Here is a 25,124-nt window from a genome sequence, read left to right on the forward strand (position 1 = left end):
AGCCTCGCTCCCGCCCTTCCCCGTGGACCGTGCCCGCCCGGAGGACTACTCCGGCTTGGCCGCCGCGGCCTTCTTGGCGGCCGCCGTCGTCTTCTTGGCGGTGGTCGTCTTCTTCGCCGCGGTCTTCTTCGCCGTGGTCGTCTTCTTGGCGGCCGTCTTCTTGGCCGCGGTCTTCTTCGCCGGGGCCTTCTTGGCGGTCTTCTTCGCCGGTCCCTTGGCGCGCTTCTCGGCGAGCAGCTCGTAGCCGCGCTCGGGCGTGATCGTCTCGACGCTGTCGCCGGTGCGCAGGGTCGCGTTGGTCTCGCCGTCGGTGACGTACGGGCCGAAGCGGCCGTCCTTGACGACCACCGGCCGCTCGCTGACCGGGTCGGTGCCGAGCTCCTTCAGCGGCGGCTTGGCGGCGGCCCGGCCACGCTGCTTGGGCTGGGCGTAGATCGCCAGCGCCTCCTCCAGCGTGATGGTGAAGAGCTGGTCCTCGCTGGTCAGCGACCGCGAGTCGGTGCCCTTCTTCAGGTACGGGCCGTACCGGCCGTTCTGCGCGGTGATCTCGACGCCCTCGGCGTCGGCGCCGACCACCCGCGGCAGCGACATGAGCTGGAGGGCCTCCTCCAGGGTGACCGTGTCCAGGGACATGGTCTTGAAGAGGGAGGCGGTGCGCGGCTTGACCGCGTTCTTGCCGGTCTTCGGGACGTCGTCGGGAAGGATCTCGGTGACGTACGGGCCGTACCGGCCGGCCTTGGCGACGATCTGGTGGCCGCTGACCGGGTCGGTGCCCAGCTCGAAGTCGCCGCTCGGCTTGGCGAGCAGCTCCTCGGCGTACTCGACGGTGAGCTCGTCGGGCGCGAGGTCGTCGGGCACGTCGGCGCGCTGGTGGCCCTCCTGGTCCTTCTCGCCGCGCTCGACGTACGGGCCGTAGCGGCCGACGCGCAGCACGATGTCGTTGCCGACCGGGAAGGACGAGATCTCACGGGCGTCGATGGCGCCGAGGTCGGTGACCAGCTCCTTGAGGCCGCCGAGGTGGTCGCCGTCGCCGTTGCCCGCGTCGGCGGCACCGCCGGTCGCCCCCTCGCCCTCGCCGAAGTAGAAGCGCTTCAGCCACGGCACGGACTGGGCCTCGCCGCGGGCGATGCGGTCGAGGTCGTCCTCCATCTTCGCGGTGAAGTCGTAGTCGACGAGCCGGCCGAAGTGCTTCTCCAGCAGGTTGACCACGGCGAAGGACAGGAAGGACGGCACGAGGGCCGTGCCCTTCTTGAAGACGTAGCCGCGGTCGAGGATGGTGCCGATGATCGAGGCGTACGTCGACGGGCGGCCGATCTCGCGCTCTTCCAGCTCCTTGACCAGGGTGGCCTCGGTGTAGCGGGCGGGCGGCTTGGTGGCGTGGCCGTCGGCGGTGATCTCCTCGGCGGCGAGCGCGTCGCCCTCGGCGACCTGCGGCAGGCGCCGCTCACGGTCGTCGAGCTCCGCGTTCGGGTCGTCGGCGCCCTCGACGTACGCCTTCATGAAGCCGTGGAAGGTGATCGTCTTGCCGGAGGCCGAGAACTCGGCGTCGCGGCCGTCGGCGGAGGTGCCGCCGATCTTGACGGTGACCGAGTTGCCGGTGGCGTCCTTCATCTGGGAGGCGACGGTCCGCTTCCAGATGAGCTCGTACAGCTTGAACTGGTCGCCGGTCAGACCGGTCTCGGCGGGGGTGCGGAAACGATCACCCGAAGGCCGGATCGCCTCGTGCGCCTCCTGCGCGTTCTTGACCTTGCCGGCGTAGACGCGCGGCTTCTCCGGCAGGTAGTCGGCGCCGTACAGCTGCGTCACCTGGGCGCGGGCCGCGGCGACGGCCGTGTCGGAGAGCACGGTGGAGTCCGTACGCATGTAGGTGATGAAGCCGTTCTCGTACAGCTTCTGCGCCACCTGCATGGTCGCCTTGGCACCGAAGCCGAGCTTGCGGCTGGCCTCCTGCTGGAGGGTGGTGGTGCGGAAGGGCGCGTACGGGGAGCGGCGGTACGGCTTCGACTCGACCGAGCGGACGGTGAAGCGGGTGTCGGCGAGGGAGGCGGCGAGCGCGCGGGCCTTCTCCTCGTCGAGGTGGAGCACGCTGTCGCTCTTCAGCCGGCCGTCGGCGCCGAAGTCGCGGCCCTGCGCGACGCGCTTGCCGTCGACCGCGGCGAGCCGCGCGACCAGCGACGACGGGTCGGAGGGGTCGCCGGCGCGGCCGGTGGAGAAGGTGCCGGTGAGGTCCCAGTACTCGGCGGAGCGGAAGGCGATGCGCTCGCGCTCGCGCTCGACGACGAGCCGGGTGGCGACGGACTGCACGCGGCCGGCGGAGAGGCCGCGCATGACCTTCTTCCACAGCACCGGGGAGACCTCGTAGCCGTAGAGGCGGTCGAGGATGCGGCGGGTCTCCTGGGCGTCGACCATCCGCTTGTTCAGCTCGCGCGGGTTGGCGACGGCGGCCTGGATCGCGTCCTTGGTGATCTCGTGGAAGACCATCCGGTGGACCGGGACCTTGGGCTTGAGGACTTCCTGGAGGTGCCACGCGATGGCCTCGCCCTCGCGGTCCTCATCGGTGGCGAGGAAGAGCTCGTCGGACTCGGCCAGCAGCTCCTTGAGCTTCTTGACCTGCGCCTTCTTGTCCGCGTTGACGACGTAGATGGGCTGGAAGTCGTGCTCGACGTCGACGCCGAGGCGGCGCACCTCGCCGGTGTACTTCTCCGGTACCTCGGCGGCGCCGCTGGGGAGGTCACGGATGTGCCCGACGCTCGCCTCGACGACGTAGCCGGGGCCGAGGTAGCCCTTGATCGTCTTCGCCTTGGCAGGCGACTCGACGATGACGAGTCGGCGGCCGCCGTGTGCGGTCTCGCTGGTCGGGGACAACTTCGCTCTTCTCTCCGGTCGACGCGGTCTGCGCTGGCACGCACGTCAGCGACACGCACGGTGACGCTGGCGTCGCTGCGGAGTGTGACGGTACAACCCGCCCCCGTGTCAAACAGGGAAAGCCCGCAACGGCCACTCGAACGGTAACCCGACTCCTGCCCTTCCTGCCGCCCGGACTGCCGGACCGGCGGGGCGGTTCGATGTGGGGCGGGTCTCAGCGGGTGGCCCGGGCGGCGGCTCAGAGGCGGGCGAAGCACCAGAGCCCGAGGCCCAGGAAGAGGGTCCCGGCGAGGCCCGTGAGGGCGGCGGCGGCGCGGGGCGCGACGCCGAGCGCGACCGGCTCGCCCTGCCGCACCCGGACGGTCGTCCACAGCAGCAGCGCGCCTCCGAACAGCGTGAACGCCGCCCCCGCGAAGATCGCCGGCCCGCTCTCCATGCCCGTACCCGCTTCCGTCCCGGCGCCGTCCCGCGCGTGCTGTGTGTCTCCCGTAAGGGAGGCTGACACCCCCCGGCGTCAGGGACGCGAATTCCGGGTGAACGACGCGGGCCGGGCCGTACGGTTTCACGAAGATGGCCGGTAGTGCCCCACTACTCCGGGGCCGCTCCGGGCTGCTCCGGGAGGCCGTCCCGCTCCGGAAGCAGGGACTCCGGCGTGAGGAAGCCCTCCTCCACGAGGAGGCGGATGGACTGCGGCGTGCGGTCCCGCAGCAGCACCGGGTCCTCGCCCATGAGCTGGGCGATCGCGTCGAGGATCCGGCCGGCGCTGAGCGTGCCGTCGCAGACGCCCGCGAAACCGGCGCCCACGTGGTCGACCCGGGTGGCGCGGCGCATGCCCCGGTTCTGCCGGAGGACGACGTGCTCGGGGTCCTCGGCGCCGGGCAGCCCGACCTGCTCCTGGACCACCTCGGGGGCGAGCGTGAAGCTGTCGGCGAGCAGAGCGGCGTCGTCGTGGGTGCGCAGGTAGTCCTGGCGCTCGAAGTGGGCGCGGACGGTCGGGCCGAGCGGCTGCTCCACCGGGTGCGGCCACTCCTCGATCACGATCGACGGCTCGGCCTTCCCGGCGGCCACCGCCGGGTCGCGGCGCAGGGTGATCCAGCCGAAGCCGATCGACCGGGTGCCGCTCGCCTCGAACGCGTCCAGCCAGCGGTCGTACGCCGCCCGGTACGCCTCGGGGTCGCCGCGGTGGTCGCCGCTGTCGCGCAGCCACAGCTCGGTGTACTGGGTGACGTCCTGCACCTCGCGCTGCACGATCCAGGCGTCGCAGCCGCGCGGCACCCAGGAGCGGAGCCGGTCCTGCCACTCCTCGCCGTCGACGTGCTGCCAGTTGGCGAGGAACTGGGCGTACCCGCCGTCGTTCAGCCGCTCGCCGGCCTGCTGGACGAGGGTGCGGCACAGGTCGTCGCCGCTCATCCCGCCGTCCCGGTAGGTGAGGCCGGAGCCGGGGGAGATCACGAACGGCGGGTTGGAGACGATCAGGTCGTACGTGTCGCCGTCGACCGGCTCGTACAGCGAGCCCTCCAGCAGCTCGGCCTCGCGGGCCCCGGAGAGGGCGAGGGTCAGCCGCGTGAACTCCAGCGCCCGCGGGTTGAGGTCGGTGGCGGTGACCAGGGTGCTGTGCTGGGCGGCGTGCAGGGCCTGGATGCCGGAGCCGGTGCCGAGGTCGAGCGCGGCGGCGACGGGGGTGCGGACGGTGATGCCGGCGAGCGTGGTGGAGGCGCCGCCGACGCCGAGGACGACGCCCTCCTCCTTGGAGCCGATGCCGCCGGCGCCGCCGACGGCGCAGCCCAGGTCGGAGACGATGAACCAGTCCTCGCCGTCCGGGCCGCCGTACGGCCGGACGTCGACGGTGGCGCGCACGGCGCCGTCCTCCTCGACCACCCAGCCGTCGGCCAGGGCCTCCTTCAGCGGGAGGGCGGCGGCGGCCCGGGCGGGCTCGACGGCCCGCTGGAGCAGGAAGAGCCGGACGAGGGTCTCCAGCGGGGAGTCGCCGCGGGTGGCGCGCAGGGCGGGCACGGTCTCGCTGCGGGCGAGGGCCGCGTAGGCGGCGGCGCCGAGCCGGTCGAGCAGACCGTCGGCGGTGAAGTCCGCGGCGAGCAGGGCCTCGCGGAGTCGGTCGGCGTGCGCGGGCACCGGAAGGCTGGTGGTCAGGCTGGTCGTACTCACGGTCTCCATTGTGACGGCCGCCACCGACAACCCGGCCACCGACAGCCCGGCGGTCCATCACTCCGGCGACACGGCCGGCACGGCGGCCGGCGCGGCGGCCCGGCGGCCGGCGCGGCGCGGCTGGCGCGGCGGCCCGGCGGCCGGCGCGGCGCGGCTGGCGCGGCAGTCCGGCAGTCCGGCAGTCCGGCAGTCCGGCAGGCGCAGCGGGCCCGGCCGGCACGGCGGGCCCGGCCGGCACGGCGGGCCCGGCCGGCACGGCGGGCCCGGCCGGCACGGCGGGCCCGGCCGGCACGGCGGGCCCGGCCGGCACGGCCGGCACGGCCGGCACGGCGGGCCCGGCCGGCACGGCGGGCCCGGCCGGCACGGCCGGCACGGCCGGCACGGCAGTCCGGGCTGGGCGGGCAGGGCGACGGCCGGCCCCGGGTGTCCGGCGGCACGGCGGTCCGGCGGTCCGGCAGGCGCAGCGGGCCCGGTCGGCACGGCGGGTCCGGCCGGCACGGCGGCACGGTCGGCACGGCAGTCCGGGCTGGGCGGGCAGGGCGACGGCCGGCCCCGGGTGTCCGGTGCCGGCCGTGCGAACGTGCGGGCGGGGTCTACGACTCCGCGGAGGCCGACGCCTTCGCCTTCGGCGAGGCCGAGGTGGCGGGCGTGGCCGTGGCGCCCGCCTTCGGGGAGGCGGAGCCGGACGGCGTCTTCGGCACCGACGGGGTCGGCTTCTGACAGCCCGGCTGCTTGGCCATGGCCTGGCCCAGCTCGCCGTTCTCCAGGTTGGCCAGCGCGTTCTGGTCCATCTTCTCGATCTTGGTGAGGCCGTCGGCGACGTCCTTCAGCCCCTCGGCGAACTTCTGCTGGTTCGTCGGGTCGAGCGCGTCGACCTGCTTCTTCAGCCCGTCGTAGGCGCGCGCGGTCGCTTCGAGCTCCGCGATGACGTCCTTCTGGACCTTCTCGCCGTTCTCGATCGGCGGGACTCCGGCCGTCTCCACGGCCTTGGCGAGCGCCCGGTCGGCGTCCGCGATGTCCTTGAACGCCTTGGAGTCGGCGGCCTGGATCTCCGCCGGACGGCTGTCGGCCGCGGTCGAGATGATGATCTGGTGGGCGTCGGCCCGCTTCTGGATCTGCGGCTTCGCCTGGTCGCAGAACGACTTGGCCCAGTCGTTGACCTTGTCGCCCTCGTCCTCGCTGCAGCCGGACAGCAGGAGCACCAGTACCGCACCGCCGGACAGCGCTGCCGCAAGCTTCTTGTTCACCGGATCGGTCCCTTCCAAGACTCTCGGCCCCGGAACATACACGCCGCGCGGACGACTTCCACCTTTCGTACGACGGATTCCTCCCGTGTTGAATCCGTTTGACCCAAGCGGCGCCGGGCCTCCGGGCAGCCGACGCGCCCGGGAAATGAGACGGACGCCACGTCAGGCGACGGCCACCGGACGCCGTTTGGAGGCGCGGACGGCGGCCGCCACCACGAGCAGCGCCAGGACGGCGATTCCGGTGCGCGCCCAGACGTTGGCGTCGTCGCCGTAGCCGAACCGCACCACCGCCGGAGCGATCAGCAGCGCCACCAGGTTCATCACCTTGAGGAGCGGGTTGATCGCCGGCCCCGCGGTGTCCTTGAAGGGGTCGCCCACGGTGTCGCCGATCACCGTCGCCTCGTGCGCCGGGCTGCCCTTGCCGCCGTGGTTGCCGTCCTCGACCAGCTTCTTGGCATTGTCCCAGGCGCCGCCGGAGTTGGCGAGGAAGACCGCCATCAGCGCGCCGGTGCCGATCGCCCCGGCGAGATAGGCGCCGAGCGGGCCGACGCCGAGCGCGAAGCCGACGGCGACGGGCGCGGTGACGGCGAGCAGTCCGGGCGTGGCGAGTTCGCGCAGCGCGTCCCTGGTGCAGATGTCGACGACCCGCCCGTACTCGGGGAGTTCACTGCCGTCCATGATCCCGGGATGCTCGCGGAACTGCCGCCGCACCTCGTACACCACCGAACCGGCGGACCGGGAGACCGCGTTGACGGCCAGTCCGGAGAAGAGGAAGACGACCGAGGCGCCGAGGATCAGCCCGACGAGGTTGTTGGGCTGGGAGATGTCCATGGAGAGGGTCAGTTCGCCGGCCCTGGCGCCGACCTCGGCGACCGAGGTGGCGATGGCGTCCCGGTACGAGCCGAAGAGCGCGGCGGCGGCGAGGACGGCGGTCGCGATCGCGATGCCCTTGGTGATCGCCTTCGTGGTGTTGCCGACCGCGTCGAGCTCGGTGAGGACCTGCGCGCCGGCGCCCCTGACCTCCCCGGACATCTCCGCGATGCCCTGCGCGTTGTCGGCGACCGGGCCGAAGGTGTCCATGGCGACGATCACGCCGACCGTGGTGAGCAGGCCGGTCCCGGCGAGCGCGACCGCGAAGAGCGCCAGCATCACGGAGGTGCCGCCGAGCAGGAAGGCCCCGTAGACGGAGAGGGCGATGAGCAGCGCCGCGTACACGGCGGACTCCAGGCCGATGGCGACGCCGGCGAGCACGACGGTGGCGGGGCCGGTGAGCGCGGACCTGCCGATGTCCTGGACGGGCCGGCGGGTGGTCTCGGTGAAGTAGCCGGTGAGCCGCTGGATGAGCGCGGCGAGCAGGATCCCGACGGCGACGGCGACGAGGGCGAGGACCCGCGGGTCGCCGTCGTGCCGGGCCAGTCCCGGTTCGGTGACGCCGGCCAGTTCGGCGTAGGACGACGGCAGGTAGACGAAGGCGGCGACCGCGACGAGCACGAGGGAGACGACGGCGGAGACGAAGAAGCCGCGGTCGACGGCCCGCATCCCGCCCTGGTCGGTGCGCCGGGGGGCGACGGAGAGGATGCCGATGACGGCGGTGAGGACCCCGATCGCGGGCACGATCAGCGGAAAGACCAGGCCGTGGTCGCCGAAGGCGGCCTTACCGAGGATGAGCGCGGCGACGAGCGTGACGGCGTACGACTCGAAGAGGTCGGCGGCCATGCCCGCGCAGTCGCCGACGTTGTCGCCCACGTTGTCGGCGATGGTGGCGGCGTTGCGCGGGTCGTCCTCGGGGATGCCCTTCTCGACCTTGCCGACCAGGTCGGCGCCGACGTCGGCGGCCTTGGTGAAGATGCCGCCGCCCACCCGCATGAACATGGCGATGAGCGCGGCGCCGAGGCCGAAGCCCTCCAGGACCTTGGGCGCGTCGGCGGCGTAGACGAGGACGACGCAGGCGGCGCCGAGCAGCCCGAGACCGACCGTGCACATGCCGACGACGCCACCGGTGCGGAACGCGATCCGCATGGCCCGGTGGGCGGCGTCCGCGGGGTCCCGGCCGGGTTCGCCGGGGGACGGGGCGGCCTCCCGGGCGGCCGCCGCGACCCGGACGTTGGCCCGTACGGCCAGCCGCATCCCCACGTATCCGGTGACCGCCGAGAACAACGCCCCGACCAGGAAGAAGAGCGAGCGGCCGGCCCGCTGCGACCACGAGTCGGCGGGCAGCGCCATGAGGAGGAGGAAGACGACGACGGCGAAGAGGGCGATGGTGCGCAGCTGGCGGGCGAGGTAGGCGTTGGCGCCCTCCTGGACGGCGGCGGCGATCCGCCGCATCACCGGGGTGCCCTCGTCGGCCTTGAGTACCTGGCGGCCGAAGAGCCGGGCGGTGACCAGCGCGGCGAGGGCGACACCGGCGACGACGGCGACGATCGTCCGGTTGCCGCTGGTGAGCACCGCCGCAGCGAGGGCGGCGGGGGCCTGGGCCAATTCCGGTTCCGGGTGCATGGGCACGGATCATAGGCACCCGAAGCATGCCAAACCGGATCCCCGGGGCGGCACCCCGGCGGAATCCATCGATTGCCCCTGCCGTCCGTCCCCGCCCGCACGCGCCCGGCAGACAGCGGACGGGAGCGGCCGGGGGCCCGGGAACACGCGGGCCCTGGGGCGCGCGGGCCCTCGGGCGCGCGGGCCCGGGAACACGCGGGCCCTGGGGCGCGCGGGCCCTCGGGCGCGCGGGCCCGAACGCGCGAAGAGGCCCTGCCGTGTGCGGCAGGGCCTCTTCGCGTACGTCTCCAGGGACGCGGCGTCAGGACAGGACGTCCACGTCCGCCTCCGCCGGGGTGGTGGGCCAGCTCATCCGGATGGTGCCGCCGTCCTCGCCGGCGGTCACCTCGACGTCGTCGACGAGCCCGCGGATCACCGCGAGACCCATCTCGTCCTCGGCACCGGCGTCGTCGAGCTCCTCGGACGGGGCCTCGGCGCGCGCGCCGGGGACACCGGCGGCGGCCGCCGCGCCCGCACCGGGCACCTCGTCGCCGACCTCGATGGAGAACGTCTTCTCCTCCTCGGTCAGCACGACCCGGATGGGCGTCGTGAGACCGTTGCCGCGGTGCAGCCCGACCGCACGGGAACACGCCTCGCCGACGGCGAGCCGCACCTCGTCGAGGACCGCCTCGTCCACCCCGGCCCGGCGGGCGACCGCGGCCGCCACCAGGCGGGCCGTGCGGACGTGCTCGGGCTGGGCACTGAAGCGGAGTTCAACGGTGGCCATGGGATCCCCCCGGTCAGTCGACCGCGTTGACGGCCTCGTCGACCGAGGTGTGGATCGGGAAGACCTTGGTGAGGCCCGTGATCCGGAAGATCTTGAGAATGCGCTCCTGGTTGCAGACCAGGCGCAGCGAGCCCTCGTGGGCACGCACCCGCTTCAGGCCGCCCACGAGCACGCCGAGACCGGTGGAGTCGAGGAAGTCCACCCCCTCCATGTCGACGACCAGGTGGTAACTGCCGTCGTTCACCAACTCGACCAACTGCTCGCGCAGCTTGGGCGCGGTATAAACATCAATCTCGCCACCGACCTCGACGACCGTACGGTCGCCGCCAGCTCCGGGCACAGTGCGAGTCGACAGGGACAGGTCCACGGATCCTCCAGCACCTTGCTATCGGGCGTTCGCCCCCTCGGATCTCCCGGGCGGAGTCGGAGAACGAATCGCCAGCCGCGATGGCATTCAATCACTTACCAGCAGCCATGCACGACGCCTTGGAAGCATTGTCCGTCACGCCGGTGACACACTCGGTGCCGATGGCCACGAATCACCGCACCTCTCGACCCGCCGGGGACACGGGCAGCCGCCCTTCCCCGCACCGGGTCCTCGAACGGCTCACCTCCGGCGAGAGCCGGGCCGCGCGCATCACTCATATGGAGCACATGCCCGCCCGGGCGGGCCGTCATGCCGTCTGGCCGGACCGCATCCGCCCCGAGGTGATCGCCGCCGTCCAGGCCGCCGGCATCGAGCACCCCTGGGCCCACCAGGCCGAGGCCGCCGAGCACGCCCTCGACGGCGAGTCCGTGGTGATCGCCACAGGAACCGCCTCGGGCAAGTCCCTCGCCTACCTCACCCCCGTCCTCTCCACCCTCCTCGACGGCGCGGAGGCCGCGAACGGCCGCGGGGCCACCGCCCTCTACCTCTCCCCCACCAAGGCCCTCGCCGCCGACCAGCGGCGCGCCGTCCGCGAGCTCGCCGCCCCGCTCGGCAACCGGATCCGGCCCGCCGTCTATGACGGCGACACCCCGGTCGAGGAACGCGAATGGGTCCGCCAGTACGCGAACTACGTCCTCACCAACCCCGACATGCTGCACCGGGGCCTCCTCCCCTCCCACCCCCGGTGGTCCTCCTTCCTGCGCTCGCTGCGCTATGTCGTCATCGACGAGTGCCACACCTACCGGGGCGTCTTCGGCTCCCACGTCGCCCAGGTCCTGCGCCGGCTGCGCCGGATCTGCGCCCGGTACGGCTCCGAGCCCGTCTTCCTCCTCGCCTCCGCCACCTCGGCCGACCCGGCCCGCGCCGCCGGCCGCCTCACCGGCCTGCCCGTCACCGAGGTCTCCGACGACGCCTCCCCCCGCGGCGAACTGCTCTTCGCCCTGTGGGAGCCGCCCCTCACCGAGCTGCACGGCGAGCGCGGCGCGCCGGTCCGCCGCACCGCCACCGCCGAGACCGCCGACCTGCTCACCGACCTCACCCGGCAGGGCGTCCGCTCGGTCGCCTTCGTCCGCTCCCGGCGCGGCGCCGAACTGATCTCGGTGATCGCCCAGGAACGGCTCGCCGAGACCGACCGGGCCCTCGCCCGGCGGGTCGCCGCCTACCGCGGCGGCTACCTCCCCGAGGAACGGCGCGCCCTGGAACGGGCCCTGCACTCCGGGGAACTCCTCGGCCTCGCCGCCACCACCGCCCTGGAACTGGGCGTGGACGTCTCCGGCCTCGACGCCGTCCTCATCGCCGGCTACCCCGGCACCCGGGCCTCGCTGTGGCAGCAGGCGGGCCGGGCGGGCCGCTCCGGCGAGGGCGCCCTCGCCGTCCTGGTCGCCCGCGACGACCCCCTGGACACCTTCCTCGTCCACCACCCCGAGGCGATCTTCGACCAGCCGGTCGAGTCGACCGTCCTTGACCCCGACAACCCCTACGTCCTCGCCCCCCATCTCTGCGCCGCCGCCTCCGAACTCCCCCTCACCGAGACCGACCTCGCCCTCTTCGGCCCCGCCGCCCCCGGCCTGATGCCCCAGCTGGAGGCGGCCGGGCTGCTGCGCCGCCGCGCCGGCGGCTGGTACTGGACCCGCCGCGAGCGGGCCGCCGACCTCGCCGACATCCGGGGCGGGGGCGGCAGCCCCATCCGGATCGTCGAGGAGGGCACCGGCCGGCTCCTCGGCACGGTCGACGAGGCCGCCTCCCACACCGCCGTCCACGAAGGCGCCGTCCACCTCCACCAGGGCCGCACCTATCTGGTCCGGAAGCTGGACCTGGAGGACTCCGTCGCCCTCGTCGAGGAGGCCGTCCCGCCGTACTCCACCACCGCCCGCGACACCACCTCCATCCGCGTCCTGGACACCGACACCGAGATCCCCTGGGGCTCGGGCCGCCTCTGCTACGGCTCCGTCGAGGTCACCAACCAGGTCGTCTCCTTCCTGCGCCGCCGCCTGATCACGGGCGAGGTCCTGGGCGAGACCAAGCTCGACCTGCCGCCCCGCGTCCTGCGCACCCGGGCCGTGTGGTGGACGGTCACCGAGGACCAGCTCGACGCCGCCCGGATCGACCCGGAGATCCTCGGCGGCGCCCTGCACGCCGCCGAGCACGCGTCCATCGGCATGCTGCCGCTCTTCGCCACCTGCGACCGCTGGGACATCGGCGGCGTCTCCGTCCCCCTCCACCCGGACACCCTGCTCCCCACGGTCTTCGTGTACGACGGGCACCCGGGCGGCGCCGGGTTCGCCGAGCGCGCCTTCCACACCGCCCGGGAGTGGCTCGCCGCCACCCGCGAGGCGATCGCGTCCTGCGAGTGCGAGACCGGATGCCCTTCCTGCATCCAGTCCCCCAAGTGCGGCAACGGCAACGACCCCCTCCACAAGCGAGGCGCCGTCCGCCTCCTCACCGAACTCCTCCGAGAGGCGCCCGAGGAGGAGAAGGAGTCCCCGGCGGAGGAGGCGCCGCCGACGCAGGCCCCGCCCGCGCCCTGACCGTCGGGGCCCAGGGCCCCCGGACCACCCGTGCCGTCACCTCCGCCTCCGCGCCGGTCACCCCGCACCGCACGAGCTCGGCCCCCTGCGCGGCGGCGACCCGGACGGCCGCCGCGCACGCCACCTCCTCCCCCCACAGCGCCCGGTCGGCGGCGGCGAGGGCCGCGAGATCGGCCGCGCCGCCCGCCCGGTGCCGGACGGACACCACCTGCCCGAGGGCCAGCACCGCCCCGAAGACCGCGCACAGCGCGCAGGCTGCCAGCGCCGTCCACACGGTCGCCGCCCCCCGATCGCCGTCAGGGTGCCTCCTGCCGGCCCGACCCCTGCCGGCGGTCCGCGCGCCCGGGTCGCCCTCCTCCTGTCCACGGCTCACGCCGGACCGCCTCCTCCCACCGCGTCCTCGGCGAGCGCCGCCGCTCCGGCCCGCAGGGTCACGCCCAGGCCGCCCGGTCCCGGCGCTGCCGCCTCCACCGTCACCCGCCACAGGTCCCCCTCCCGCGCCACCGCCACCCGGGCGCCCGCAGGCGCGGCGGCCCGGGCGGCGGCCGTCACGGCCGCCGCGGGCTCCGAACGGGCCGCCGCCCGCGCCCCTGCCCTGGCCGCGTCCACGCACCGGATCTGCGCGGCGGACGCCGCCAGCGCCCACAGCAGCGCCATCGCGAAGAGCGCGAGCACCGGCAGCACGATCGCCGCCTCCACGGTCACCGACCCCCGGTCCCGCGCCCGGTCCGGGTCAGAACGGCGCATCGAGAGCCTTGGTGACCAGCGACTCCAGGGCGCCCGAGACGCTGCCGCCCGTCATGACCTTGTAGAACATCACCGCGATGCCCGCCGCCGTGAGCAGGCCCAGCGCGTACTCGACGGTGCTCATCCCGGTGTCGGTCCGCAGCGCCGCCCGCCGGGTGGCCCAGAACGCCCCCAGCACCTTCCGCGCCCGCTCGTACGTCTTCCCCATGTCGTTCTTCCCTTCCGTGTCGTCTGTGTCGTCTGTGTCGTCCGTCAGTCGCCGAGCAGGCCCGACGCCAGGCCGATCACCACCGGGGCCACCCCGACCGCGAGGAACGCGGGCAGGAAGCACAGCCCCACGGGCGCGCTGATCAGGACCTGGGCCCTGCGGGCCCGCGCGGCGGCGGTGCGGGCGCTCGCCGCCCGCAGCCCGGCCGCGTGCCGGGCGACCGCGTCCGCGGCGGGCGCCCCGGAGGCGCCGGCCCGCTCCATGCAGCGGGCGAGCCCCTCGGCCCCCGGTATCGCACCGAACCTCCCCCACACCTCGGCCGGTTCGCCGCCGAGGCGCAGTTCGGCGGCGGTCCGCAGCAACCGCTCGCCGAGCGGCCCGCCCATCGACCGGCCCACGGCCTCCGCGGCCTCCCCCGGCCCGGCCCCCGCCGACGCGCAGGCCGCCAGCAGATCGGCCGCCTCGGGCAGTCGGCGCACCGCCTCCCGTTCGTCGGGAGTCACCCGGGAGGCTCCTGTCCGCCGCGTCCACCACCGGGCGCCGAGCACACCGCCCGCGCCCGCCGCGAGCGCCGCCGGCCAGCCGAGGAACAGCCCCGCGGCGAGCACGCCTCCGACGACCGCGGCCCGCACCGGCCCCGTCACCTCCCCCAGCCCGCCCGTCAGCCGCGCCCAAGCCCCCCGCGCTTTCCGCGAGACGGACGACCTCCCGAGCGGCCCGCCCCGTCCTGCCGACCCGGCCGACGACAGGGCGTCGAGGCGCCGTCGGCTGCCGCACGCCCGCCGGGCCCGCTCCAGCCGGTGCCAGGCCCGGCCGAGAAGCCAGCACCCCAGGAGCAACAGCGTCGCGGATCGCACCAGTTCACTCCGCATCGCCGCCTCCTCCCCGCACGATCCGCGCGGCCCACCACAACCCGGCCGCCTCCAGTCCGCAGCCCAGGAGAAGACAGATCCCCCCGGCGGGGGTGTGGAGCAGGACCCGCAACGGTTCGGCGCCGAGGGCGGCGCCCATGCCGAGCCCGGCCAGCGGGAGGGCCGCGAGCACGGCCACCGTCGCCCAGGCACCGGCCAGTTCGGCCCGCAGGCCCTCACGCCGGTCGTGCCGCTCGCGCAGGGCCGCCTCCAGCCGGTCCAGCCCGGCGGCGAGCCCCGCCCCGCTGTCGACGGCCACCTGCCAGCAGGCCGCCAGGCCCGCGAGTCCCTCGGCGCCGTCCCTGCGGGCGGCCGCCCGCAGGGCCTCCGGCACGTCACCGCCGAAGCCGACCGCGGCGAGCACCCGCGCCTCCTCCGGGCCGAGGGCGCCGGAGCGGCGGGCCGCGTAGGCGAGGGCCGGGCCCGGCTGCCGGCCGGCCCTCAGCTCACCGCCGGCGGCCTCGCACAGCGCCACCACCCGCCCGGCCAGGGCCTCGCGCTCCGCGCGCCGGCGGGTGGCCCTCAGCCGGCGCCGCACCAGCGGGACGGCCAGCGCCCCGGCGGCCAGCGGCAGCGGCGACTCCCCCAGCAGCGCGACCAGCCCGGCGGCGGGCAGGCACAGCCACTCCGGCCGCCCCCGGGCCGCCGCCCACCAGCGCGCCACGGCCTCCCGGCCGACACCCCCGTCCGCCCCGCCCGGCCCGAGGAGCAGGACTCCCGCCCGCCGCACGGCCCGGCGGCGCCCGGCCTCCTGCCGCAGGACGAGCAGGCCGCCCGCGAAGAGACAGAGCGCGGAGCACCACGCGGCCGTCACGGGGCACCTCCGACCAGGGCGCGCAGCCGGGGCCAGCCCCGCTCCCGCCCGAACCCGTCCGGGGCCCAGCGGAGCGCCGGCACCGTCCGCACCAGACCGGCCCGGTCCCGCTCCAGCACATGGATCTCGGCGATCCGGCGCCGCCCGTCCCGGTCCCGCACCAGGTGCAGCACGGCGGACAGTCCGGCGCCCAACTGGCTGTGCAGGGCGGCCCGGTCGAGCCCGGCGGCCGTGCCGAGCGCCTCCAGCCGGGCGGGCACATCGGTCGCGGTGTTGGCGTGGAGAGTCCCCGAGCCGCCCTCGTGACCGGTGTTGAGGGCCGCCAGGAGATCGACGGCCTCGCCGCCGCGGACCTCGCCGACCACCAGCCGGTCGGGGCGCATCCGCAGCGCCTGGCGGACCAGGTCCCGGAGGGTGACCAGCCCGGCGCCCTCCTGGTTCGGCGGCCGGGCCTCCAGACGCACCACGTGGGGGTGGTCCGGGCGGAGTTCGGCCGAGTCCTCGGCGAGGACGATCCGCTCCCGCTCCCCGACCAGTCCGAGCAGGGCCGCGAGGAGCGTCGTCTTGCCGGTGCCGGTACCCCCGCTGACCAGGTAGGACACCCGGGCCTCGATCAGCGCGCGCAGCACCCGGTCACCGCCCGGCGGCACGGTGCCGGCCGCGGTCAACTCCTCCAGGGTGAAGGCCCGGGGGCGCATCACGCGCAGCGAGAGGCAGGTGGAGCCGACGGCGACGGGCGGGAGGACCGCGTGCATGCGGGTGCCGTCCGGCAGCCGGGCGTCCACCCACGGCCGGGCGTCGTCGAGGCGCCGCCCGGCCACCGCCGCCAGCCGCTGGGCGAGCCTGCGGACGGCGGCGGCGTCGGCGAAGACGACGGGCGCCCGCTCCAGACCGGCGCCCCGGTCGACCCACACCCGGTCGGGCGCCGAGACGAGCACGTCGGTGACGTCGGGGTCGGCGAGCAGGGCCTCCAGCGGTCCCGCTCCGGTCAGTTCGCAGCGCAGCTCCTCGGCGGCGCCCAGCACCTCGGCGTCCCCGAGCAGCCGGCCCTGGGCCCGCAGGGCGGCCGCCACCCGGGCCGGGGTCGGCTCGGCGCCGCTCGCCGCGAGCCGCTGCCGCACGGCGTCGAGCAGTCCGGCGCCGCCCGCCCGCGCCTCCGGCCCCGCGCCGCGCGGGACGGTCGCCGTCCCGGTCTCCACCGCTCCCGTCCCCGTCATGCCGCACCTCCGGCGGGCAGCGCGCGCTCCCAGAAGGCGGTGCAGAAGCGGCCGAGCGGTCCGCGGGACTGGGCGCCCGGCGGGGCGTCCGCGTCCTGGTCCGTCACGATGCCGGGGTCGTAGGGGAGTTCGCCCGCGAGCGGCAGCCGCAGCGCGTCGGCGACCCAGCGGTCGTCGAGTCCCTCCGCGTACGGCCCCCGGACCACGGCCCGGAGGTCGCGCACGAGCAGGGAGAGGGTGCCGGTGATCCGGTGGGCGGCCGCGACCGCCCGCAGTTCGCCGGGGACGACGAGGAGGCCGAGGTCGAGCTGGGCCAGGAACTCGGTCCCGGCCTCGTCGACGGCGCGCGGCAGATCGACCACGACGACCCCGCCCCGGCGGCGGGCCGCCGCGAGCACGGACCGGACCGCGTCGGGCGGCACCGCGCCGGTGGGCTCCCGGCCCCAGCTGAGCACCCGCACTCCCCGGGCGGCGGGCAGCGACTCCTCCAGGGCGCCGCCGGCCAGCCTGCCCTTCGAGGCGGCGAAGTCGCCCCAGCGGCGTCCCTGCTCGCGCTCGGCGCCGAGGAGCACGTCGAGCCCGCCGCCGAGCGGGTCGCCGTCGACAAGCAGGGTCCGCCGGCCGGTGCGGGCGGCGGCGAGCGCGAGCCCGCACGCGAGAGTGGAGGCACCGGCCCCGCCCCGCCCGCCGACGACGCCGACGGTCAGCGCCGTCCGGCCGACGCCCTCGGCGGCGTCCGCGATCCGGTCGACCAGCAGGGACTCGGCGCCGGGCAGCCGCAGGACGCTGTCGGCGCCGACCTCGACGGCGAGCCGCCACACCGCCGGATCGTCCTGGGCCCGCCCGACGAGGACGACTCCGGGGCGGCGCGTGGCGCCCCGGCAGCGGGCCGCCGCGTCCTCCCCGACCAGGACGAGCGGGGGGTCGGTCCAGCTCGCCCGCCGCTCGGGCACCCGGTGGTGCACCTCGGGCTCGACGCCGGCCGCGGCGCACAGCCGCAGCAGATCGTCGAGGAGGACGACGTCCTCGGTGACGATCAGCGGACCCGGTCCGCGCACCCCTTCCTCGTCCCGCGCCACGTCCTCGTACTCCGCTCCGCCCGGACGGGAAGCCATCGGCTCCTGCATCGCACACCCCTCTCGTGATTCCGGCCTGCCGCGAACTTCGCGACGGGAATCACGGTGAGGCCGCCAGGGAAATCGTGCGGAGCCCATCGAAAAACTGTGGACAATCCACCGCCTGTGAATATCTCGACCACCCGTCCGGGGACTGCCCGGAACGCAGCCCGCCGGTTACGGTGAGTGACGAATGGAGGGCTCGGCGGTCCGGGGGCGGCCGACCGCACGACGACATGAGAGAGAGGAGCGAGCGATGGCTCAGCGGCCGAAAACGGGTCCGGACATGCGACGACCCCCGCCGGGGGGGAGAGCGGGGGTCGTCTCTCCGGCCGACTCGGGGGGGGAGGAGCCGGTCCGGGTTAGCACGGTCGCGAACGATCCGTGACTTCCATGGTGTACCCGAGAGCCTTCTCAGGCAAACCCACGCGCCCCAGCGTACGCCGAATGGCGGGCACCTATGCTCAGCGTTGTGGAAAACCACTCCTTGCCGCGCACAGCCGCCTTCTTTGACCTGGACAAGACGGTCATTGCGAAGTCATCGACGCTGACCTTCAGCAAGTCCTTCTACCGGGGCGGACTGATCAGCCGCCGCGCCGCCCTGCGGACGGCCTACATCCAGTTCGTGTTCCTGGTCGGCGGGGCCGATCACGACCAGATGGAGCGGATGCGCGAATATCTTTCCGCGCTCTGCAAAGGCTGGAACGTGGCCCAGGTCAGGGAACTCGTCGCCGAGACCCTGCACGACCTGATCGACCCGATCATCTACGACGAGGCCGCCTCCCTCATCGAGGAGCATCACGCCGCCGGCCGCGACGTCGTGATCGTGTCCACCTCCGGTGCCGAGGTGGTCGAGCCGATCGGGGAGATGCTCGGGGCGGACCGGGTCGTCGCCACCCGGATGGTGGTCGGCGACGACGGGTGCTTCACCGGGGAGGTGGAGTACTACGCCTACGGCCCGACGAAGGCCGAGGCGGTCCGCGAGCTGGCGAAGTCGGAGGGGTACGACCTGTCCCGCTGCTACGCCTACAGCGACTCGGCGACCGACATCCCCATGCTGGAGGCGGTCGGGCACCCGTACGCGGTCAACCCGGACCGGACGCTGCGCCGCGAGGCGGTCGCCCGGGAGTGGCCGGTGCTGGGCTTCGAGCGTCCGGTGCGGCTCAAGCAGCGGCTGCCGGAGTTCCGGATGCCGCCCCGTCCGGCTCTCATGGCCGTGGCGGCGGTGGGTGCGGCGGCGGCCACCGCGGGACTGGTCTGGTACGCCACCCGCCGGCGTCACCGGGCCGCGACCGCGGCCGCGCTCGCCGGGCACTGACCGCCCGCCCCGGTCCCACCCGGTCCGGAAAGAGCGGAAAGAAGCGGATCCACCACTTTCGCTTACCGGCGGACAGGAGTAGAAAGGAATCAGGCCCGCGAGACCTGGGACATCCGAGAGGATCACCTGTTGAGCATCAAGGCCCCACGGACCTGACGCACAAAAACCTGGCACCCACGCGACGTCGACCCGTCGATTACGGGCCAGCCGCACCAGGCGAAGGGCAAAGCACCCCGCCTGATGGGCACATATCGAGGACGCTTGGTAACTGGGTGGACGTGCCAGCGGCGGTACTGATTTCCGGTACCGCCGCAACCCATGTCCGGGGGTGTTTCAGGCCGCGCCGCGCTGCAGCGCCTCGCAGACCGCCGTCGACTCCCGGACGCCGAGTTCCACCGCGCGCCCGCAGTGCGTGATCCACGCGCCGACGCCCTCCGGGGTGCCGGTCAGATACCCCTCGAAGGCGGCCGCGTAGGCGGCCCGACCCTGCTCCGCGTGGCCGACCTCGGCGGGGCAGATGCCCTTCGGGTCGAGGCCGCTGCCCTCCAGCACGATCCGCTCCGCGGTCCGGGCGACCAGGCCGTTGTGCGAGGTGAAGGGGCGCAGGGCGAGCAGTTCGCCGTGGACGACGGCGGCGACGACCAGCGCCGGGGCCTCGCTGCCCGCGACGACGAGTTCCGCGAGGCCGTCGAGGCGGGCGGCGACCTCGTCGGGGCTCGGCAGCGGAGCCTCGATCAGCGGCTCGGTCACGGTCTCGCCGGCCTGCCGGGGGCGACCCGTCGAATCCTCGTGCTCGCCCGCGGCAACCAGGTGCAGCCGGGCCAGCACCCGGAGCGGCGACTGGCGCCAGATGGAGAGGAGTTCGCCCGCCTCGGCGCTCAGCCGGAGGGCGGCGCCGACGGTGCGGGCCTCGGGGTCGGCGCTGAAGTCTGTCCGGCGGCGGACCTCCTCCAGGGCCCAGTCGGCCCCGGCCAGCGCGGCCGAGCCGCGGGCGCCGCGGAGCGCAGCCTCGTGGGCGATCTCGTTGCTGCGGCGGCGCATCACACGGTGGCCGTAGACCCGGTCGACGGCCTTGCGTACGGAGTCCACCGCGTCGGCGACGCCCGGCAGGGTGCCGAGAGCGGCCAAGGGGTCAGAGGCGTGCGTACTCATAGGTAAGGAGGCTACGCGCCCCGGGGGCCCGCCCCACGAAGGAGTGGTCTTCTTCATAGAGCTTGACCACTAAGTGCGTTCATGCCACTACGCTAGGTGAACATGAAGATCGCTTTCGTCGGGAAGGGCGGCAGCGGCAAGACGACGCTGTCCTCGCTCTTCGTCCGCCACCTCGCCGCCATCGAGTCGCCCGTCGTCGCCGTCGACGCGGACATCAACCAGCACCTCGGGGCCGCGCTCGGTCTCTCCGAGGCGGAGGCGGCCGCGCTGCCCGCGATGGGGGCGCATCTGCCGCTCATCAAGGAGTACCTGCGCGGCGCCAATCCGCGGATCGTCTCGGCCGAGACGATGATCAAGACGACGCCGCCCGGGGCGGGTTCGCGGCTGCTGCGGGTCCGGGAGGACAACCCGGTGTACGAGGCGTGCGCGCGGCCGGTCCGGCTGGACCCGGGCGAGGTGCGGCTGATGGCGACGGGGCCGTTCACCGAGGCGGACCTCGGCGTGGCCTGCTACCACTCGAAGGTCGGCGCGGTGGAGCTGTGCCTCAACCACCTGGTGGACGGGGCCGGGGAGTACGTGGTCGTCGACATGACGGCGGGCTCGGACTCGTTCGCGTCGGGCATGTTCACCCGTTTCGACATGACCTTCCTGGTGGCCGAGCCGACCCGCAAGGGCGTGTCGGTGTACCGCCAGTACAAGGAGTACGCGCGGGACTTCGGCGTGGCGCTGAAGGTCGTCGGCAACAAGGTGCAGGGCCCGGACGACCTGGACTTCCTGCGCCAGGAGGTCGGCGAGGACCTGCTCGTCACGGTCGGCCACTCGGACTGGGTCCGCGCGATGGAGAAGGGCCGGCCGCCGCGCTTCGAGGAGCTGGAGCCGGAGAACCACCGCGCCCTGCGGACCCTGCGGGAGGCGGCGGACGACACGTACGAGCGCCGCGACTGGCAGCGCTACACGAGCCAGATGGTCCACTTCCACCTCCGCAACGCGGAGAGCTGGGGCAACGCCAAGACCGGGGCCGACCTGGCGGCGCAGGTCGACCCCGACTTCGTCCTCGGCGAGCCCACCACGGCGACCGTCCGCTGACGGCCGCCGCGGCACCACCGGGCTGTCGGCCCGGTGGGCCGCCGCTGGCGTCACTCCGGCGGCGGCCGTGTTCCAGGGGGCGGTCAGCTCCGGGCGGCCGGCTTGACCGCCGGGGCGGCCGGCGCGGCCGGCTCCGGGGCCAGGAAGGCGGGCCAGCCGCCGGCGGGGGCTTCGCCGACCTTCAGGGTGCGCATCTTGGCGATGACGGCGGGGTCCTGGGCGTCGAGCCAGTCCGCGAGCTGGCGGAAGGAGACGCACTCGACGTCCTTCTGGACGCAGACCGTGGCGATGGTCTCCTCGATGGCGCGCATGTAGGTGCCGCCGTTCCAGGACTCGAAGTGGTTGCCGATGATGACCGGCGCCCGGTTGCCCCGGTACGAGCGCTCGAACGCCTGGACCAGGCCGTCCCGCATCTGGTCGCCCCAGTAGCGGTGCATGCCGGGGTCGCCCTGCGTCGTGCCGGGGGACTGGTTGACCATGAAGTTGTAGTCCATGGACAGCGTCTGGAAGGCGCGGCCCGGGACCGGGACGAGGTGCATGGACAGGTCCCAGACGCCCTGGTCCTTCTTCGGCCAGATCTGGTCGTTGACACCGCTGGTGTCGTAGCGGAAGCCGAGTTCGGAGGCCGCCTTCACGAAGTTCGCGCGCCCTTCCAGGCAGGGCGTGCGGGCGCCGACCAGCTCCTTGTCGTAGTCGAAGGGGAGCGGCTGTTCGGCGCGCAGCCCCGCGTTGGTCTTCCAGTTCTTGACGAAGGACTTGGCCTGCCGGATCTCGCTCTTCCACTCCTCCACGGACCAGGTGCCGACGCCGCCCTCGGCGCCGCAGAAGTGCCCGTTGAAGTGGGTGCCGATCTCGTTGCCCTCCAGCCACGCGCCGCGCAGTTCGCGGACGGTGTCGCGGATGCCCTCGGTGTCGTTGAAGCCGATGTCGGAGCGGCCCGCGGAGTGCTTCGGCGGGTCGTACATCTCCCGCTTCTCCTCCGGGAGGAGGTACACGCCGCTGAGGAAGTACGTCATCGTCGCGTCGTACTTCTTGCCGACCTTCCGGAAGTGCGAGAAGAGCTTCTGGCTGTCCTCGCCGGCGCCGTCCCAGGAGAAGACGACGAACTGCGGCGGGGCCTCGCCCGGCTTGAGCTTCTTCCACGTCGGCTGGTTCGGCTGGGCGCCGGTGTAGGCGGTGGAGCCGTCGCCGATCAGCCGGACCGGGTTCTCCGGAGCGGCGGCGGGGCCCTTCTTGGCGGCGGCGCCGGAGCCGGAGCCCGGGGCGCCCTGGGTGCCGGGGCCGGAGGCGGACGGCTCCGAGCAGCCGGCCAGCCCGCCGATCAGGGCGACGGTGAGGGCGCCGGCGGCCAGCGCCTTCCTCCGGAACGTACTTCCACGCACAGCGGCTGACATCCGCCACCTCTCTGTCTCCGACGGGGCTGCTCCGCCTGAGGGCCGAGCGGCGTCAACCTCGCACCCGGGCCGCCGGAACGATGAAACGACAAGCGGCGAAGCGCCCTCCATTCACCGGAACCGGTGAACCATTGCCCTGTTTGCGCCGAAAATAATGCCGGAGACTTTACTCTCCATTACGATTCGTTTACTCAGAGTTGAGGTACCCGTTCGGCCCCGAGGAGACCGGATGACCCTCTGCACCCCTGCCCGCACGCCCAACCGGCCCCGCGTCCAGCGGCCCCACAGCCCACCCGGAGGCGGCCGCCGCTTCCGCCCCGCCGGCGCGGACGTCTCCGCGTCGATCGCCGTCTTCCTGATCGCGCTGCCGCTGTCGCTCGGCATCGCCCTCGCCACCGGAGCCCCGCTCCAGGCCGGACTGGTCGCCGCCGCCGTCGGCGGTCTGGTCGCCGGCCGCCTCGGCGGCTCCCCGCTCCAGGTGAGCGGACCCGCCGCCGGCCTCACCGTCGTCACCGCCGAGCTGATCCAGCGGTACGGCTGGCGCACCACCTGCGCCATCACGGTCCTCGCCGGCCTCGCCCAACTCGGCCTGGCCGCGCTGAAGGTGGCCCGCTCGGCGCTCATGGTCTCGCCCGCCATCGTGCACGGCATGGTGGCCGGCATCGGCGTCACCATCGCCCTGGCCCAGCTCCACATCGTCCTCGGCGGCACCCCGCAGAGCTCCGCGGTGGACAACGCCCTCGGTCTGCCCGCCCAGTTGGCGGACGTGGCCCCTGCCTCGCTCGCGATCAGCGCGCTGACCGTCGCCGTCCTGCTCGGCTGGCCCCGGCTGCCGGGCAGAGCGGGCGCGTGGGCCCGCAAGGCCCCGGCCGCGCTGGTCGGTGTCGGCGGCGCCACGGTGCTCGCGGTGGCCGCCGGGCTCAGCCTGCCCCGGGTCGACCTGCCGTCCTGGAGCAGCCACGCGCTGCCGGGGCTGCCCGAAGGACCGGTCCTCGGCATCGCCGCCGGCGTGCTGACCATCACCCTGGTCACCAGCGTGCAGTCGCTGCTCTCCGCCGTCGCCGTCGACAAGCTCGTCGCCGCCCGGCCGGACCGGGGCCGGGGCATCCCGCGCGCCGACCTCGACCGCGAACTGGCCGGCCAGGGCGCGGCCAACGTGGTCTCCGGCGCGCTCGGCGGCCTCCCGGTCGCCGGGGTCGCGGTCCGCAGCGTGGCCAACGTGTCGGCGGGCGCGGTCAGCCGCGCCTCCACCATGCTGCACGGCCTGTGGATCGTGCTGGCCTCGCTGTTCCTGGTGTCCGCCATCGACCTGATCCCGCTGGCCGCGCTCGCCGCGCTGGTGATGGTGGTCGGCATCCAGATGGTGAGCATCACTCACATCCGTACGGTCACCCGGCACCGCGAGGTCGTGGTGTACGCGGTGACGCTGACCGGGGTCGTCCTGGTCGGCGTCCTGGAGGGCGTGGCCCTCGGCATCGCCGTCGCCGTCGCCGTCGCGATGCAGCGGCTGGCCCGGACCCGGATCACCCGGGAGGAGCGCGACGGGCGCCACCTGCTGCGCGTGCGCGGCCAGCTGACCTTCCTCGCGGTGCCGCGGCTGAGCCGGGCGCTGCACCAGATCCCCGCGGGCGCGGACGTGATCGTGGAGCTGGACGGCTCGTTCATGGACCACGCCGCGTACGAGACGCTGAACGACTGGACCGCCGGCCATCTGGCCCACGGCGGCGCGGTCGAGCTGACGGGCCCCACCGGAGGCCGTATCACCGGCTCTCCCGCCGCCTCCGAGCCGGGCGGCGACGCCGACGCGGAGGACGGTACGGGCCCGGCCCCGCGCCCCGGCGCCGAGGACGTCTGCTGCCGGCCCTGGACGCCCTGGCACAACCACCAGTGCGCCGAGCGGCCCGCGCCGCCGCCCGCCCCCGCGGCCGAGGAGCCGCCCCGCCCGACGGCCCATCAGCTGGCGCACGGGATCGGCAAGTTCCAGCGGAACACCGCACCGCTGGTCCGGGAGGAGCTGGCCCGGCTGGCCCGGGAGGGCCAGAGCCCCTCCCAGCTCTTCCTCACCTGCGCCGACTCCCGGCTGGTCACCAGCATGATCACGTCCAGCGGTCCGGGCGACCTCTTCACCGTGCGCAACGTCGGCAATCTGGTGCCGCTGCCCGGCGAGGAGAGCGGGGACGACTCGGTCGCGGCGGCGATCGAGTACGCGGTGGACGTGCTGCGGGTGCAGTCGATCACCGTGTGCGGCCACTCCGGCTGCGGCGCCATGCAGGCCCTGCTCGGTGCCGGTCCCGACGAGCCGGCGACCCCGCTGCGCCGCTGGCTGCGGCACGGCAGACCGAGCCTGGAGCGGATGGCGAGCCGCCGTCACGCGTGGGCGCGGATCGCCGGTCGGCTGCCGGCGGACGCGGTGGAGCAGCTGTGCCTCACCAACGTCGTCCAGCAGCTGGAGCACCTGCGGGCGTACGAGTCGGTGGCGCGGCGGCTCGCGGACGGCAGCCTCACCCTGCACGGGATGTACTTCCACGTGGGCGAGGCGCAGGCGTACCTGCTCTCCGACGCGGACGAGGGGCGCGGCTACGACGACGTCTTCCACGGCGTCCCGCCGACGGTCCTGGCCGCCCGCGCGTCCTGAACCTTTCCCGCCGCGGCTCCGTGAGAGTGTGTGGC

20 protein-coding genes are annotated in these 25,124 nt (G+C 74.4%); 4 read left to right on the forward strand and 16 right to left on the reverse strand.

Going from position 1 to position 25,124, the window contains the following annotated elements; genetic code table 11:
* Positions 1 to 45: 45 nt before the first annotated feature.
* From topA to ABFY03_RS17460, 7 genes are all read right to left on the reverse strand, one after another.
* Entirely contained in the window at positions 46 to 2,865 is a 2,820-nt protein-coding gene (gene topA / locus ABFY03_RS17430; protein WP_319009061.1) for a type I DNA topoisomerase, read from the reverse strand.
* Positions 2,866 to 3,103: 238 nt separating this feature from the next.
* Positions 3,104 to 3,301 (reverse strand): hypothetical protein, encoded by a 198-nt coding sequence (locus ABFY03_RS17435; RefSeq protein ID WP_319009062.1) that lies wholly within the window; start codon positions 3,299 to 3,301, stop codon positions 3,104 to 3,106.
* Positions 3,302 to 3,453: 152 nt separating this feature from the next.
* Positions 3,454 to 5,037, reverse strand: coding sequence for a DUF7059 domain-containing protein (locus tag ABFY03_RS17440; protein WP_319009063.1), 1,584 nt, complete (start codon positions 5,035 to 5,037; stop codon positions 3,454 to 3,456).
* A gap of 584 nt (positions 5,038 to 5,621) precedes the next feature.
* A complete protein-coding gene (locus tag ABFY03_RS17445) occupies positions 5,622 to 6,275 on the reverse strand; it encodes a small secreted protein (RefSeq protein WP_319009064.1) in 654 nt (217 codons plus the stop codon).
* Positions 6,276 to 6,437: 162 nt separating this feature from the next.
* On the reverse strand, positions 6,438 to 8,771 hold the full coding sequence (locus ABFY03_RS17450; RefSeq protein ID WP_346170314.1) for a sodium-translocating pyrophosphatase: 2,334 nt from the start codon (positions 8,769 to 8,771) through the stop codon (positions 6,438 to 6,440).
* Positions 8,772 to 9,072: 301 nt separating this feature from the next.
* Positions 9,073 to 9,537, reverse strand: coding sequence for an ATP-binding protein (locus tag ABFY03_RS17455; protein WP_319009066.1), 465 nt, complete (start codon positions 9,535 to 9,537; stop codon positions 9,073 to 9,075).
* Between the two features lie 13 nt (positions 9,538 to 9,550).
* Positions 9,551 to 9,904, reverse strand: a complete 354-nt coding sequence (locus ABFY03_RS17460; RefSeq protein WP_030749286.1) for an STAS domain-containing protein — start codon at positions 9,902 to 9,904, stop codon at positions 9,551 to 9,553.
* A gap of 80 nt (positions 9,905 to 9,984) precedes the next feature.
* Here ABFY03_RS17460 and ABFY03_RS17465 point away from each other — a divergent pair, with 80 nt between their 5' ends.
* Positions 9,985 to 12,492 (forward strand): DEAD/DEAH box helicase, encoded by a 2,508-nt coding sequence (locus tag ABFY03_RS17465; RefSeq protein ID WP_346170315.1) that lies wholly within the window; start codon positions 9,985 to 9,987, stop codon positions 12,490 to 12,492.
* On the opposite strand, the gene ABFY03_RS17470 is transcribed toward ABFY03_RS17465, so the two are convergent.
* The 7 genes from ABFY03_RS17470 to ssd form a co-directional block, all read right to left on the reverse strand.
* Entirely contained in the window at positions 12,404 to 12,766 is a 363-nt protein-coding gene (locus tag ABFY03_RS17470; RefSeq protein WP_346172263.1) for an Rv3654c family TadE-like protein, read from the reverse strand. The genes ABFY03_RS17465 and ABFY03_RS17470 overlap by 89 nt on opposite strands.
* 95 nt (positions 12,767 to 12,861) lie before the next feature.
* Entirely contained in the window at positions 12,862 to 13,239 is a 378-nt protein-coding gene (locus ABFY03_RS17475) for a TadE family type IV pilus minor pilin (RefSeq protein ID WP_319009068.1), read from the reverse strand.
* Complete coding sequence (locus ABFY03_RS17480) at positions 13,226 to 13,447, reverse strand: DUF4244 domain-containing protein (RefSeq protein WP_346170316.1); 222 nt, start codon at positions 13,445 to 13,447, stop codon at positions 13,226 to 13,228. The genes ABFY03_RS17475 and ABFY03_RS17480 overlap by 14 nt, the downstream gene beginning before the upstream one ends.
* 44 nt (positions 13,448 to 13,491) lie before the next feature.
* A complete protein-coding gene (locus ABFY03_RS17485) occupies positions 13,492 to 14,079 on the reverse strand; it encodes a type II secretion system F family protein (protein ID WP_386723686.1) in 588 nt (195 codons plus the stop codon).
* 229 nt (positions 14,080 to 14,308) lie between these two features.
* On the reverse strand, positions 14,309 to 15,172 hold the full coding sequence (locus tag ABFY03_RS17490; protein ID WP_346170318.1) for a type II secretion system F family protein: 864 nt from the start codon (positions 15,170 to 15,172) through the stop codon (positions 14,309 to 14,311).
* Positions 15,169 to 16,389 (reverse strand): TadA family conjugal transfer-associated ATPase, encoded by a 1,221-nt coding sequence (locus ABFY03_RS17495; RefSeq protein WP_319009072.1) that lies wholly within the window; start codon positions 16,387 to 16,389, stop codon positions 15,169 to 15,171. Before ABFY03_RS17495 ends, ABFY03_RS17490 begins: the two co-directional genes overlap by 4 nt.
* The gene (ssd, locus tag ABFY03_RS17500) at positions 16,386 to 17,504 is read right to left on the reverse strand and encodes a septum site-determining protein Ssd (RefSeq protein WP_346170319.1); all 1,119 of its coding nucleotides are present in this window, start codon (positions 17,502 to 17,504) and stop codon (positions 16,386 to 16,388) included. Before ssd ends, ABFY03_RS17495 begins: the two co-directional genes overlap by 4 nt.
* Before the next feature lie 460 nt (positions 17,505 to 17,964).
* On the opposite strand from ssd, the gene ABFY03_RS17505 reads away from it, so the two are divergent.
* Entirely contained in the window at positions 17,965 to 18,822 is an 858-nt protein-coding gene (locus ABFY03_RS17505; RefSeq protein ID WP_319009074.1) for an HAD family hydrolase, read from the forward strand.
* A 333-nt stretch (positions 18,823 to 19,155) separates the two neighbouring features.
* Here ABFY03_RS17505 and ABFY03_RS17510 read toward each other — a convergent pair whose 3' ends face one another.
* On the reverse strand, positions 19,156 to 19,974 hold the full coding sequence (locus tag ABFY03_RS17510; protein WP_319009075.1) for a Fic family protein: 819 nt from the start codon (positions 19,972 to 19,974) through the stop codon (positions 19,156 to 19,158).
* 102 nt (positions 19,975 to 20,076) lie between these two features.
* Between ABFY03_RS17510 and ABFY03_RS17515 the strand changes: the two genes are divergently transcribed.
* Positions 20,077 to 21,060: an ATP-binding protein gene (locus ABFY03_RS17515; protein WP_319009076.1), complete on the forward strand. Its 984-nt coding sequence runs from the start codon at positions 20,077 to 20,079 to the stop codon at positions 21,058 to 21,060.
* Between the two features lie 83 nt (positions 21,061 to 21,143).
* Here the strand turns inward: ABFY03_RS17515 and ABFY03_RS17520 are convergent, their stop codons facing one another.
* Positions 21,144 to 22,454: a polysaccharide deacetylase family protein gene (locus ABFY03_RS17520; RefSeq protein WP_319009077.1), complete on the reverse strand. Its 1,311-nt coding sequence runs from the start codon at positions 22,452 to 22,454 to the stop codon at positions 21,144 to 21,146.
* A 229-nt stretch (positions 22,455 to 22,683) separates the two neighbouring features.
* Between ABFY03_RS17520 and ABFY03_RS17525 the strand changes: the two genes are divergently transcribed.
* Positions 22,684 to 25,089, forward strand: a complete 2,406-nt coding sequence (locus ABFY03_RS17525) for a SulP family inorganic anion transporter (protein WP_319009078.1) — start codon at positions 22,684 to 22,686, stop codon at positions 25,087 to 25,089.
* Positions 25,090 to 25,124 lie beyond the last annotated feature (35 nt).

This window comes from Streptomyces roseofulvus, assembly GCF_039534915.1.
Taxonomy (GTDB): domain Bacteria; phylum Actinomycetota; class Actinomycetes; order Streptomycetales; family Streptomycetaceae; genus Streptomyces; species Streptomyces roseofulvus.